This is a genomic window from Streptomyces sp. AC555_RSS877 (assembly GCF_019049245.1).
In the GTDB taxonomy this organism is placed as follows: domain Bacteria; phylum Actinomycetota; class Actinomycetes; order Streptomycetales; family Streptomycetaceae; genus Streptomyces.
This window is the reverse complement of the sequence record NZ_JAGMUK010000025.1, coordinates 211,321-224,772: the sequence shown is the minus strand read 5'-3', so window position 1 is coordinate 224,772 and position 13,452 is coordinate 211,321. Positions and strand designations below refer to the sequence as shown.

The following is a 13,452-nucleotide window of genomic DNA, read 5'->3' as shown; positions in this document are numbered from 1 at the left end:
CTCAGCCGTGCCGGGTCCCTCACGTCGCCCTCTTTGCATCGATTCGGGATGTTTCGCCGAGGGCTCGGACCGCCCCGTCCCGCGCTCGGCGACAGGGTTGCAGAAACCGTTCTCCACCGAGGTCGGCGACAAATGAGAAGGTCAGCGCAACACACCATCCGAAAGGGGCGGCAGAAAATGGCCGAAACGGTCACCAATTGGGCGGGCAACATCACGTTCCTCGCCAAGGAGCTGCACCGCCCGCACTCGCTCGCCGCGCTCGGCGCCCTCGTGGCCGACAGTGCGAACGTACGGGTACTGGGCAGCGGGCACTCCTTCAACGAGATCGCCGAGCCGGGGCCGGGCGGGGTACTGCTGTCGCTGGCCGCGCTGCCGGCCGAGGTCGACGTCGACTCGGCGGCCCGGACGGTACGGGTCGGTGGCGGTGTCCGGTACGCGGAACTGGCCGGCCATGTGCAGGCCCACGGGCTGGCCCTGCCCAACATGGCCTCCTTGCCGCACATCTCGGTGGCCGGCTCGGTGGCGACCGGCACCCACGGGTCGGGGGTCGGCAACGGCCCGCTCGCCTCGGCCGTGCGCGAGGTGGAGATCGTCACGGCGGACGGGTCGACGGTCGTCATCGGGCGGGGGGACGAGCGGTTCGGCGGTGCGGTGACATCCCTGGGCGCCCTCGGAGTCGTCACCGCGCTCACCCTCGACCTGGAGCCCTCCTTCGAGGTCGAGCAGCACGTGTTCACCGAGCTCCCGCTCGCGGGGCTGGACTTCGAGACGCTCGAGACGGTGCTGGCGGCGGCGTACAGCGTGAGCCTCTTCACCGACTGGCGTGCGCCCGGCTTCCGGCAGGTGTGGCTGAAGCGGCGCACCGACCAGCCGCTGCCCGACTTCCCGTGGGCCGCGCCCGCGACCGAGAAGATGCACCCGGTGCCGGGGATGCCGGCGGTCAACTGCACCGAGCAGTTCGGGGTGGCGGGGCCGTGGCACGAGCGGCTGCCGCACTTCCGGGCCGATTTCACACCGAGCAGTGGCAGCGAGTTGCAGTCGGAGTACCTGCTGCCGCGTCGGCACGCCATCGATGCTCTGTATGCAATCGACGGTATCCGGGATGTGGTCGCCGGTGTACTGCAGATCTGCGAAGTGCGTACGGTCGCCGCTGACGAGCAATGGCTGAGTCCCGCGTACGGCCGGGACACCGTGGCCCTGCACTTCACCTGGATCAAGGACACCGCGGCCGTACTGCCCGTCGTGCGGCGACTGGAGGCGGCGCTCGACACTCTCGACGCGCGGCCGCACTGGGGCAAGGTGTTCGCCGTCCCGTCGGCGGCACTGCGGGCGCGTTGTCCGCGCCTCGGCGACTTCCGGGAGTTGGCACGTACGCTCGACCCGGAGGGAAAATTCGCCAACGCGTTTGTCCGGGACCTTCTCGCCGACTGACTTTATAAAGCCCCTTTCCTAACCCCTTGTCGAAAGTCCCTCGCAGCCCATAGCCTTGCGCCGCGCCGGTGCCGATGTCGTCCCGGCACGATCTGAAGGGATGGGGCCGGGCCGGTGAAGCGCACATCACGGGACATCCGCACCGCGAACCGCTACGAGGTGTTGCGCCAGATCATCGCCGAGTCGCCGACCTCCCGGCAGGAGCTGGCGGCCGCCACCGGCCTGAGTCTCGCCACGGTCGCCACACTGGTCGGTGAACTGCTCGACCTCCGGATGATCACGGAGGTCGGGTTCGAGGACTCGGCGGGGGGCCGTCCCCGGGGCCTCGTGGCCGTCAACGCGTCGGGGGGCGCGTTGATCGGCGTCGACATCGCGGAGACGTACGTCCATGTCGAGCTGTTCGACCTCGCGCTGAACGTCCTGGCCCGCGCCGAGGAGGACGTCCGCCCCGGCGAGAGCCGCCCCGAGCAGGTGGTCGGCCATGTCGCCGCCGCCCTCGGCTCGGTGGTCGCGCAGGCCGGGATCGAGGGCGCCCGGGTACTCGGCGTCGGTGTCAGCGTGCCGGGGCAGGTGGATCGTGCCACCGGCATCTCGGAGTACGCGCCGAACTGGGACTGGCACGACGTGCCGCTGCTCGACCTGCTCACCGAGCACATCGCCTACCCCCTCTACCTGGACAACCCGCTGCGCGCCTGCGCGGTGGCCGAGCTGTGGTTCGGAGCCGCACGCGGGCGCGGGAACGCCGTGGTGGTCAACCTCGGGACCGGGGTGGGCGCGGGCCTGGTCCTGGGCGGCGCGCTGCACCGGGGCGTGAGCAACAGCGCCGGCGAGTGGGGCCACACCACGATCGTCCTGGACGGCCGGCTGTGCCACTGCGGCAACCACGGCTGTGTGGAGACGTACGTCGGCGCGCCCGGCATCATGCTGAACCTGCGCGAGCTCAGCCCCCGCAGCACGCTGCTGCACCCGGAGGACCAGACCGCCACCATCGACGCGCTGTCCCGGGGCGTGCTCGCACAGGACCCGGTGGCGCTCAAGGTGGTCCGTGACACCGCCCGTTACCTCGGCGCCGGCATCGCCGACCTGGTCAACCTGTTCAACCCCGAAGTGGTCGTGCTCAGCAGCTGGGTCGCGGCCACCCTCGGCGAACCGCTGGTCGCGGAGGTGCGCGAGGCCGTCGCCCGGCACGCGCTGCCGCGGCCGATGGCCGCCACCGAGATCGTCCTCTCCCCGATCCCCACCGATCCGGTGTGCCTGGGGGCAGCGACCTTCGCGCTCGAAGGGGCGCTCCAGTCGGTCGGACCGAGGAACGGAAAACGCACCACCCCCGCAAGGAGCCGTACCGCACCACCTTCATGACGACGGAAGGGATGCACTTGAATCCTCCCCCAGCTGAGAGCAGGGGGATTCCTGGCTCAGGCCGCCTCCTGGAGCGGCGCTCCAGGAGGTCTTACGCCCTCGACACCAGCCGGGTGGAGACCAGCCCGGACCAGCATCACGCGGGCGGAGTTCTTGTCCCGGGGGGACACGGCTCCGCACGCGGTGCAGGTGTAGGTACGTTCCGAAAGAGGAAGTGCGTGCTTGGTTCTTGCTCCACACGACGCGCAGTCCATGGTGGTGTGCGCTGGGTGCACGAGGCGGACGTCTCGTGCGTGCTTGCGGCCCACCTCCAGCAGGGCCCGCTTGGTGGCGCCGATGGCCGCGTCGGCGGCCTTGCGGGCCATGGTGGTCTTGGCGAGGAACTTCGGGCGGAAGTCCTCCACCGCGATGGCGTCGTGGTCGGTCACGACCTTCTTCGCCCATGTGCGGCCGGTGTCCTGCCGTTGCCGGGCCGCCTTCTTGTACGCCTTCGCCCGCAGCTTCTTCGCCTCGCGATAGCCCTTCGACGCCGCCTGTCCCTTGGCGGGTTTGCGGCGGGCCATCATCCGGCCGTACCGCGACAGCTTCGTCTGGGCCTCCCGGCCGTACCCAGCATGCGGGAGGTCATAGGCGTCGCTGGTGGTGGTCGCGGTCTCCTTCACGCCCCAGTCCACGCCGATCACCGCGCCCGTAGCGGGGAGCGGCTGGACTTCGGCGGGCACGACGAACGAGGCGTACCAGTGGCCGAGGCTGTCTCGGTACACGCGCACGCTGGACGGCTCGGCGGACAATGGGCGCGACCACACCACGGTCACGACGATGCCGCCCGCGAGGTGCAGGCGGCCGTCCTTGAGCCGGCAGCCGCGCTTCGTGTAGTTCAGCGTCGGGTCGGCCTCGCGCTTCTTCTTGTACCGGGGCATCCCGGCGCACTGCCACAGGGGCAGCCGATCCTTGATGTCCTTCTGCGCCTTAGCACGCGACTTGCCGAAGTCCCGGATGGTTTGCTGCTGCGGCACCGAGGAGCCCTCACGCAGCCATGTCATGTTGGTGCGGGCCTCGGTCAGCATCCTGTCCAGCTGCGCCGGGCCGCAGGTCCGCTTGTCCTCGCCCCCGGGCCGGTTCCGGTTCCGGGCATGCACGGCTTTCGACTTGGCCACGCACTCGTTCCACACCCACCGGCACCGGTCCCACTCCGCGAACAGCGCTGTGCGGGCCGGCGACGACACACGAAGTCGTTAGGTGTACCGAGCGCGCCCACCCTCCCCGGCCTCCTCCATCACCTTCACAACACCCCCCTCACGCCCGTCTGTCACCCGGCTTCCACGACGAAACCGTACGTGCGACATACGCACACCCGTGCCCCATCACGACACCGCCACCACAATCGGCGATTACAGGAACATCTGTTCGCCTTCCCGGCTCTGTCGGGCGGTGGCGTGGGCACCCCGCATCCCCATCAGACCGGGCACAGCGACACTCCGCGTCGCTGTCACGGAATGCAATTCCTCCCAGACGTCAACGCCGGGGCATCTTCGCAGACCAGATGGCCGGGCACCGGACGGCGCCGAAGTGTCGACGTACGGCCCGGCCGGCAAAGCGATGCGTCCGGCAAGCGCCTGGACGTCGGTGGTCAGGCGACCGCCAGTAGTTCCCCCACCTGGCGGGCCGCTGGTGCGGCGGCCCGCCACCCATGCCGTCCGGAATCCCGAACGCTACACAACGCTTCGAACAGACTTCGTCCAACCCCTTGCCGAAGCCTTAGCCGAAGGTTAACGTCCCGCACCGCAACCCCTTTTGAGCCACCTGGCGCTGAGCGACAGAGCCGCAAGCCGCCTCGAGACAAGGACGTCACCATGTCGGCAATGAGCAACACCAACTGGGACCGCCGCAACGTAATGCGGGCCGCGATGGGCCTGGCCGCCGCCGGCGGTCTGGCCGCGTGCGGCGGGAACACCGGCCGCAGCAGTGGAGGGTCGGGCGACGCCCTCGTCCAGTACTTCCACGCGTACGGCGAGGCGGGCACCGAGCAGGCCATCAAGCGCTACGCGAAGGCCTACAAGGACGCCAACGTGACCACGCAGTGGATCACCGGCAGCAACTTTGAGAACAAGCTGTTCCCGGCCCTGCTGACCAAGAACGCGCCGGACCTCTTCGAGTTCCACCCGCAGCTCCAGATGGTCAAGAGCGGTCAGGTGGCGGACCTGAGCGACATCATCAACCCGGTCAAGGACGACTTCAACCCGGCCGACATCGCCTCGCACACGGTCGACGGGAAGATATACGGCGTCCGGATGATCGACGACCCGCAGTTCTTCTACTACCGGCCGTCGCTCTTCGAGAAGGCCAAGATCGAGGTCCCTCAGACGCTGGACGAGCTGATCGAGGCCATCAACAAGCTCACCACGGACAAGGTCAAGGGCGCGTTCCTCGGCAACGACATCACCCCCGTCCAGAGCCCGCTGATCTGGTCGGCCGGTGCGGACACCCTCAACGACAAGAACGAGATCGCCTACCACACGGACGCCGTGGCCGACGGTCTGGCCCAGCTCCGTAAGCTGTTCACCAGCGGAAACCTCCTTCTCGACGCCCCCGCCGACTGGTGGGACCCCTCCGCCTTCACCCAGGGCCTGACCGCGATCCAGTGGTGCGGCATGTGGGCCATGCCCGTGATCCAGAAGGCGCTCGGCGACGACGTCGGTATCTTCCCGTTCCCCAAGGTCGGCGACGCCGGCAAGCTCTCGGTCACCAACGGCGGCTGGTCGATGTTCGTCAACGCCAAGGGCAAGAACGTCGACGCGGCCAAGGAGTACGTCAAGTGGCTGTGGATCGACCAGAAGGAGTACCAGGAGGACTGGGCGCTGTCCTACGGCTTCCACGTCCCGCCGCGCACGTCGATCGCCCAGTCCGCCACCAAGCTCAAGTCGGGCCTGCCGGCCGAGGGCGTCAAGCTCTTCACCGACTACGGGCACTTCGACAACATCGCCTGGACGCAGTCGATGATCGCCTCGCTGAACGATGTGATCGCCAACTCCGTGCGCAAGAACGGCAGCCCGGAGGCGGCGCTCGACGCCTGTGACAAGAAGGTAAACGCCGAACTCAAGAAGCTGTTCGGATAGGCCTCGGACGGACTACGACATGTCGACCACCACCAAGATCGACCTCGCGCCCTCCGCCCCGGCGGGACCTGAAAAGGCCCGGCCGCGGCGGAGTCTGCGGGCGAGCGCGACCCTCAACTTCTGGCTCTTCACCGGGCCCTTCCTCATCGGCCTGGTGATCTTCGTCTTCGTGCCGATGGGCTGGAGCATCTACCTCAGCTTCTTCGAGGCACGCTTCACCGTCTCGCCGAGCACCTTCATCGGCTTCGACAACTACCAGGCGATCCTGGACAACCCCGACTTCACCGGGTCCCTGGTCACCTTCACCGTCTTCGCCGCGTTCATCGTGCCCACCACCTGGGCGCTGTCGCTGGGCCTGGCGCTGCTGGTGCACCGGCTGACGTTCATGAAGGCGTTCTTCCGGTCGGTGTTCTTCATCCCGACCGCGGTCTCCTATGTGGCCGCGGCGCTCATCTGGAAGATGTCCATCTTCAACGGCGTCCGCTTCGGCATGGCCAACACGGTCGTCGGCTGGTTCGGTGTCGACAACGTCGCCTGGCTCGCCAACCCCGACCCGCCCTGGTACTGGCTGGTCATCGTGACGCTGCGGCTGTGGCTGCAGGCCGGCTTCTACATGATCCTGTTCCTGGCGGCACTGCAGAACATCCCGGCGGAGCTGTACGAGGCCGCCGCGATCGACGGTGCCAAGCCGGGCTGGCAGACCTTCTGGTACATCACCCTGCCCCAGCTGCGGGCAACCTCGACCGCGGTGATCCTGCTCCTGTTGATCGCCGCCTACCAGGCCTTCGACGAGTTCTGGAACCTGCTCGGCAAGGCGACCTGGGGCCAGCCACCCCTCGTGGAGCTGTACAAGACGGCCCTCGGTGAAAGCCAGGACTACGGCCAGGGCAGCGCGGGCGCCGTCATCCTGACCCTGCTCATCCTCGTGATCACGCTGTTCCAGGGCCGGATCATGGGCTTCGGAAGGGGTGAGGAGTCCAAGTGACCACCACCGCACCTGACGTCAGGAAGACCCCCGGCAAGAAGCGCGGGGGCAAGGTCATCGGCAGCACTGGTCTGTACATCGCCACCGGTGTCGCCGCCCTGCTCTTCCTGGTGCCCTTCTATCTGATCGTCCGCAACGCCCTGATGACGGACCCGGAGATCACGGGCGAGAACTGGAAGTGGTTCCCCACCGACATCCAGTGGGGCAACTTCGCCGAGCCGTTCAACGACGAGACCGTCGACTTCGGCCGGGCCCTGTGGAACTCGTGGGTCGTCGCCATCCTGCACACGACCGGCATCCTGCTGATCTGCTCGCTCGCCGGCTACGGCCTCGCCCGCATCCCGTACAAGCACGCCAACAAGATCTTCTACATGGTCCTCGTGACCCTGATGATCCCGACGGCCGTCACCTTCGTCCCGAGCTTCGTGCTGGTCTCGTCGCTGGGCTGGGTGGACACCTACCGCGGTCTGATCATTCCTGCCCTGTTCAGTGGTTTCACCTGCTTCCTGTTCCGGCAGTACTTCCTGGGGTTCCCCAAGGAGCTGGAGGAGGCGGCACGCGTGGACGGACTCTCGTACTGGGGGGCGTACTGGCGGGTCGTCGTGCCCAACTCGCTGAACTTCTTCGCGGCCATGGCCACGATCACGTTCATCAGCGGCTGGAACTCCTTCCTGTGGCCCCTGGTCATCGGTCAGGACCCGAGCTCCTGGACCATCCAGGTCGCGCTGTCCTCCTACATGACCAACCAGACCGTCAACTACCACCTGATCTTCGCGGCCACGGCCATTTCCATCCTGCCCCTGCTGCTGGTGTTCCTCTTCCTCCAGCGGTGGCTGGTGCAGGGGATCGCGCAGACCGGCATCAAGGGCTGACACCTTCCTCTCGATACCTGGAGACCGATGTCTTTCCGCACCACGACGGCCATCGATTACGTCGAGGACGTCTCACCGGGCAGCGGGGCCCTCCCACCCCGCGCCTGGTACTCGTCCTCGGACGCCACGTCCCTGTCGCTCAACGGCAGTTGGCGCCTTCGGGTGTCGGCGACAGCCGACGCCGAGGACGACTCCTTCGCCGGGGAGGGCTACGACGCAGGTGACTGGGCCGAGGTCTCGGTCCCGGGGCACTGGGTCCTGCAGGGCGACGGCGCGTTCGGGTCGCCGATCTACACGAACCACCTCTACCCCTTCCCGGTCGACCCGCCGCACGTCCCCACCGAGAACCCGACCGGCGACCACTTGCGGGTGTTCGACCTGCCGGACGACTGGCCCGCCCTGTCGGAGGGCGGCGCGGTGCTGCGGTTCGACGGTGTCGAGTCGTGCGCGCGGGTCTGGCTGAACGGCACGGACATCGGCGAGTTCAAGGGCTCCCGGCTGCCGCACGAGTTCGCGGTCGGCCACCTGCTGAAGCCGGCCGGCAACGTGCTCGCGGTCCGCGTCCACCAGTGGTCGGCGGGCTCGTACCTGGAGGACCAGGACCAGTGGTGGCTGCCCGGCATCTTCCGTGACGTCACCCTGCTGCATCGCCCGGCGGGCAGCGCCCTCGACTTCTTCGTGCACGCCTCCTACGACCATGTCAGTGGCGAAGGCACCCTGCGCGTCGACTCCGACGTGGAGGGGCGCGTCACCGTGCCGGACCTCGGCATCGACGTGGCGACCGGCGAGTCGGTGACCGTCCTGGTGCGGCCGTGGACGGCGGAGACGCCCCACCTGTACGACGGTGTACTGGCGACCGAGGGCGAGCGGGTGCCGCTGCGCATCGGCTTCCGTACGGTCGTCCTCGAGGACGGCCTGATCAAGGTCAACGGCAAGCCCGTCCTCTTCAAGGGCGTCAACCGGCACGAGTGGCACCCTGAGACGGGCCGCGCGCTCGACCTGGAGACGATGCGCGAGGACGTGCTGCTGATGAAGCGGCACAACCTCAACGCGGTCCGCACCTCGCACTACCCGCCGCACCCGGCCTTCCTGGACCTGTGCGACGAGTACGGCCTGTGGGTCATCGACGAGTGCGACCTGGAGACCCACGGCTTCACCGAGCAGGGCTGGCGGGACAACCCCGTCGACGACGACCGCTGGACCCCGGCCCTCCTGGACCGTGCGGCCCGGATGGTCGAGCGGGACAAGAACCACCCGTCGATCGTCTTCTGGTCCCTGGGCAACGAGGCCGGCACCGGCCGCGGTCTGACCGCGATGGCCGAGTGGATCCACGGCCGCGACTCCTCCCGGCTCGTGCACTACGAGGGCGACTGGGACTGCCGGGACACCGACGTGTACTCGCGGATGTACGCCTTCCACGCCGAGGTCGAGCAGATCGGCCAAGGACTGGACGGGGGCACGCACAAGCGGCGCGAACTCCCCTTCATCCAGTGTGAGTACGGGCACGCCATGGGCAACGGCCCCGGTGGGATCGCCGACTACCAGCGGCTGTTCGAGAAGTACGAGCGGCTGCAGGGCGGCTTCATCTGGGAGTGGATCGACCACGGCGTCAAGCACCCCGAGCTGGGCTACGCCTACGGCGGTGACTTCGGCGAGGAGCTGCACGACGGCAACTTCGTCTGCGACGGGCTGGTCTTCCCCGACCGGCGGCCCTCCCCCGGCCTGGTCGAGTACAAGAAGGTCATCGAGCCGGTCCACGTCGAGGGCGACGGCACGGACGGCACCGTAAGGGTCACCAACCGGCACGACTTCGCCGACCTGTCCACGCTCGTCTTCGAGTGGCAGTACCAGGTCGACGGCGAGACGGTCGAGGCGGGCACCCTGAACGTCCCGTCGCTCGCCCCCGGCGAGACGGCCGAGGTGAAGCTGCCCGAGCCGCCCGCCGACACCCGCGGCGCCGAGTCGCTGTGGACGGTACGGGCGCTGCTCGCGGCCGACACCGCGTGGGCGCCGAAGGGCCATGTCGTCGCCTGGGGCCAGTTCCCGGCCGCGGCCCGCCCGGCGCCGTCCGTCGCGGCCACCGGCCGGCCGGTGGCCGAGGGGAAGCTGATCACCCTCGGCCCGGCGTCCTTCGACGCCCGTACCGGTGCCCTGAAGGCGATCGGCGGGGTGTCGGTCGTGAACCCGCGCCTCGACGTGTGGCGCGCGCCCACCGACAACGACGACGGCGCGGAGTGGCAGACCGACACCCGGTACGGGGTGCTGTGGCGCACGCTGGGCCTGCACCGCATGCAACACCGCCTGGACTCCGTGGAGGTGGATGCGGGCGCGCTGACGGTACGGACCCGGGTGGCGCCCGCCGCCCGCGAGGTGGGCCTGAGCACGGTGTACCGCTGGACCTCGGACGGCGACCGGCTGCGGCTGACCGTGTCGGTGACTCCCGAGGGCGAGTGGACACTGCCGCTGCCCCGGCTGGGCATCCGGCTCGGACTGTCCGAGGCGGACCAGGTGAAGTGGTTCGGCGGCGGCCCGGGCGAGGCGTACCCCGACACCAAGTCGGCGTCGGTGGTCGGCCGTTGGCAGTCGACCGTGGACGGTCTGCAGACTCCGTACGTCCGCCCGCAGGAGAACGGCGCCCGTGCCGACGTCCGCTGGGTGGAGCTCGGCGGCCTGCGGATCGAGGGCGACCCGGAGTTCTGGTTCACCGCCCGCCGCTGGACGACCGAACAGCTGGACGCGGCCGCCCACCTCACCGACCTCACGGCCGGCGACACGGTGTGGGTGAACCTCGACCACGGCCTGCACGGGATCGGCACGCAGTCGTGCGGTCCCGGCCCGCTGCCGCAGTACTTCCTGCGGGCCGAGCCGACGGAGTTCTCCTTCGTGTTCTCGGTGATCGGTTAGTCCTGCTCCGTCAGTCCAACTCCGTGATCGATTAATCCATTGACCGATTGATCGACATTCTGCGACGGTCGTGAGGTGCCCGCGGCCGGTCGGCCTCTCCAGCCGACCGGCCGCACTCACGTTCCGAACGAGGGAGTTGGCAGTGTGAGCGGAAACATCGAGGTCCGCGGGCTGTCCCGCACCTTCCACACGACCGTCCGCCGCCCGGGCTTCACGGGCGCGCTGCGCTCCCTGGTCAACCCGGAGCGGGTCGCCAAGCACGCCGTGTCCGACGTCACCTTCGACGTCTCGCCGGGCGAACTCCTCGCCCTGCTCGGTCCGAACGGCGCCGGCAAGTCCACCACCATCAAGATGCTCACCGGGATCCTCACACCCACCTCCGGCGAGGCGCGGGTCGCGGGTGTGGTGCCGTACGAGGAACGCGAGCGCAACGCCCGCAACATCGGCGCGGTGTTCGGGCAGCGCACCCAGCTGTGGTGGGACCTGCCGGTGCGCGAGTCGTTCGCGATCCTCCGGGACATCTACGAGGTGCCGAAGGCCGAACACGCCGCCCGCCTCAAGGAGTTCGACGACCTGCTCGACCTGTCGTCCTTCTGGGACACCCGGGTGCGCCATCTCTCCCTCGGCCAGCGCGTCCGCAGCGACCTGGCCGCGGCCCTGCTGCACGACCCGCGGGTCGTCTTCCTCGACGAGCCGACCATCGGCATGGACGTGGTGGTCAAGGAGCAGGTGCGGGAGTTCCTGCGGCACCAGGTGGAGCAGCGCGGCCGCACCGTCCTGCTGACCACGCACGACATGACGGAGGTCGAGCGGCTCGCCGAACGGGTCGTCCTGATCAACCACGGCCGGCTGGTCCTGGACGGCAGCCTGGACGAGATCCGCCGCAAGTTCGGCTCGACCTGGCAGGTGCGGGCGACCCTCGCCGACCCGCACACGGAGGTCGGACCGCTGCCGGGGATCGCGCTGCTGCGGCACGACGGGCCGCACGTCGTGTTCGGTCCCGAGGAGTCCGACGGATCCGGCGCGCCGACCGTCCACCAGGCGCTGAAGGCGGTCATCGAGCGCTACGAGGTGACGGACATCGCCCTGGACGAGGCCGACCTGGAGGACGTCATGCGGGCCGCCTACGTCCAGGCCGGAGACCTGTGATGGCCGTCCTGCACGCCTGGCGCACCGCCCGTGTCACCCCGCTCGGCGAACTGCACACCCCGCCGCGGATGACGGCCGTCCTGCTCCGGCTGACCGTGCAGATCGTGCTGGTGGCATCCCTGTGGCACGGCCTGTACGCGCACACCGGCACCACCGCCGGACTCGACCGCGACCAGGCGGTCACATATGCCGTGCTCGCCGTACTCGCGTCCCGGCTGCGGGAGTTGGACCAGTACGCGGGCCGGGACACCGTGCTGCAGCACATGCACTTCGGCACCATCATCTACTGGTACCTGCGTCCGCTGCCGCCGCAGCGCTACCACGTCCTGCGCGCCCTGGGCGAGCAGTTGTACGGCTTCGTGTGGGCGCTGGGCGGATACGCGGTCTGTCTCGCTGCCGGAGTGATCGAGCCGCCCCGGTCGGCGGCGGTGGCGGGGGTGTTCGCGCTCAGCCTGCTGCTCGGTCAGTTGGTCCTGTACCACGTGATGCTCGTCCTGGACCAGCTGTGCTTCTGGACGGTCCGCAACAACGCGGCGATGCTGATCCTGATCTTCGCGCAGAACCTGCTGTCCGGGGTGTACGCGCCGCTGTGGTTCTTCCCCGACTGGTTCGTGACGCTGAGCGCCTTCCTGCCCTTCCAGGCGACGCTGAGCGTGCCGCTGTCCCTGTACATCGGCCGGATCCCGCTGTCGGACGCGGCCGGGCAGCTGGCGGTCCAGGCGGTCTGGGTCGTGCTGCTCACCCTGTTCACCCGGTTCCTGTGGCGGCGGGCCGCCCTTCGTGTCATGTCCCAGGGAGGTTGATGCCGGTGAACGCCGTCCGGATCGTGTGGCGCGTGACGCTTCTCAACTTCCGTGCCCAGTTGGAGTACCGCACCGAGTTCCTGCTGATGATCGCGATCGGTGCGATCTGGCAGGTGTCGGTGATCGTCTTCGCGACGGTGCTGCTCACCCGGTTCACCGGGATGGGCGGCTGGGACAGCTCGGAGGTACTGCTGATCCCGGCGACGCGGATGCTCGCGCACGGGTTGTTCGTACTGTTCCTGGGCCGGGTGCACGGCTCCGGCCGGCAGATCCAGGAAGGCATGATCGACGTCTACCTGGTCCGTCCCATGCCGGTCCACCGTCAGCTGCAGCTGCGCTTCTTCCCCACCAACGCGATCGGCGACCTGACGGTGGCGGCGGGCCTGATGGCGGGCGCGCTCAGCCGCAGCCACCTGGACTGGACGGCGGGCCGGGTCTCGTACCTGATCGCCGCGATCCTGGGCGGCATGCTCCTGGAGGCGGCCCTGTTCACGGCGGTCGCCTGCGCCTCCCTGCGCTTCCCGGCCGCCGACTACTGGGGCCGCTGGCTGGAGGAACTCCTCGGCACCTTCGGCAGCTACCCGCTGAACGTGCTGCCCAAGGCGGTGGGCGGCCTTCTGACGTACGGTCTTCCGCTCGCGTTCGTCGCGTACTTCCCGGCCGCCGTCCTCACCGGGCACGGCCACGACACCGGCGTCCCGTACTGGCTGGCGGCGGCCTCACCGCTCCTCGGTGTGCTGGCGTACCTGGGGTCGCGGCTGCTGTGGCGGTGGAGCCTCAGGCACTACGCGGGCGTCAACGGATGATCCCTGCCCCGCCTCCGGGCCACGTTG

General features: G+C 68.9%; 10 protein-coding genes. 9 read left to right on the top strand and 1 reads right to left on the bottom strand.

All coding sequences use genetic code 11. The annotated features are described in order from the left end of the window. Window positions 1-177: 177 nt before the first annotated feature. Together KUM49_RS12220 and KUM49_RS12215 are read left to right on the top strand one after the other, a co-directional pair. The gene (locus KUM49_RS12220; protein ID WP_217236792.1) at window positions 178-1,431 is read left to right on the top strand and encodes an FAD-binding protein; all 1,254 of its coding nucleotides are present in this window, start codon (window positions 178-180) and stop codon (window positions 1,429-1,431) included. Window positions 1,432-1,545: 114 nt separating this feature from the next. After that, a complete protein-coding gene (locus KUM49_RS12215; protein WP_217236791.1) occupies window positions 1,546-2,790 on the top strand; it encodes an ROK family transcriptional regulator in 1,245 nt (414 codons plus the stop codon). Between the two features lie 56 nt (window positions 2,791-2,846). Here KUM49_RS12215 and KUM49_RS12210 read toward each other — a convergent pair whose 3' ends face one another. Next, complete coding sequence (locus tag KUM49_RS12210; RefSeq protein WP_308406605.1) at window positions 2,847-4,016, bottom strand: transposase; 1,170 nt, start codon at window positions 4,014-4,016, stop codon at window positions 2,847-2,849. A gap of 627 nt (window positions 4,017-4,643) precedes the next feature. Here KUM49_RS12210 and KUM49_RS12205 point away from each other — a divergent pair. The 7 genes from KUM49_RS12205 (at window position 4,644) to KUM49_RS12175 (ending at window position 13,425) form a co-directional block, all read left to right on the top strand. Further along, window positions 4,644-5,906, top strand: a complete 1,263-nt coding sequence (locus KUM49_RS12205; protein WP_217236790.1) for an ABC transporter substrate-binding protein — start codon at window positions 4,644-4,646, stop codon at window positions 5,904-5,906. A 19-nt stretch (window positions 5,907-5,925) separates the two neighbouring features. Next, a complete protein-coding gene (locus KUM49_RS12200; protein ID WP_217236789.1) occupies window positions 5,926-6,891 on the top strand; it encodes a carbohydrate ABC transporter permease in 966 nt (321 codons plus the stop codon). Beyond that, window positions 6,888-7,763, top strand: a complete 876-nt coding sequence (locus KUM49_RS12195; RefSeq protein ID WP_217236788.1) for a carbohydrate ABC transporter permease — start codon at window positions 6,888-6,890, stop codon at window positions 7,761-7,763. The genes KUM49_RS12200 and KUM49_RS12195 overlap by 4 nt, the downstream gene beginning before the upstream one ends. Window positions 7,764-7,790: 27 nt before the next feature. After that, entirely contained in the window at window positions 7,791-10,667 is a 2,877-nt protein-coding gene (locus tag KUM49_RS12190) for a glycoside hydrolase family 2 TIM barrel-domain containing protein (RefSeq protein ID WP_217236787.1), read from the top strand. A gap of 144 nt (window positions 10,668-10,811) precedes the next feature. Further along, window positions 10,812-11,816, top strand: coding sequence for an ATP-binding cassette domain-containing protein (locus KUM49_RS12185; protein ID WP_217236786.1), 1,005 nt, complete (start codon window positions 10,812-10,814; stop codon window positions 11,814-11,816). Further along, a complete protein-coding gene (locus tag KUM49_RS12180; RefSeq protein WP_217236785.1) occupies window positions 11,816-12,619 on the top strand; it encodes an ABC-2 family transporter protein in 804 nt (267 codons plus the stop codon). The genes KUM49_RS12185 and KUM49_RS12180 overlap by 1 nt, the downstream gene beginning before the upstream one ends. Then, window positions 12,619-13,425, top strand: coding sequence for an ABC transporter permease (locus KUM49_RS12175; protein WP_217236784.1), 807 nt, complete (start codon window positions 12,619-12,621; stop codon window positions 13,423-13,425). The genes KUM49_RS12180 and KUM49_RS12175 overlap by 1 nt, the downstream gene beginning before the upstream one ends. Window positions 13,426-13,452 lie beyond the last annotated feature (27 nt).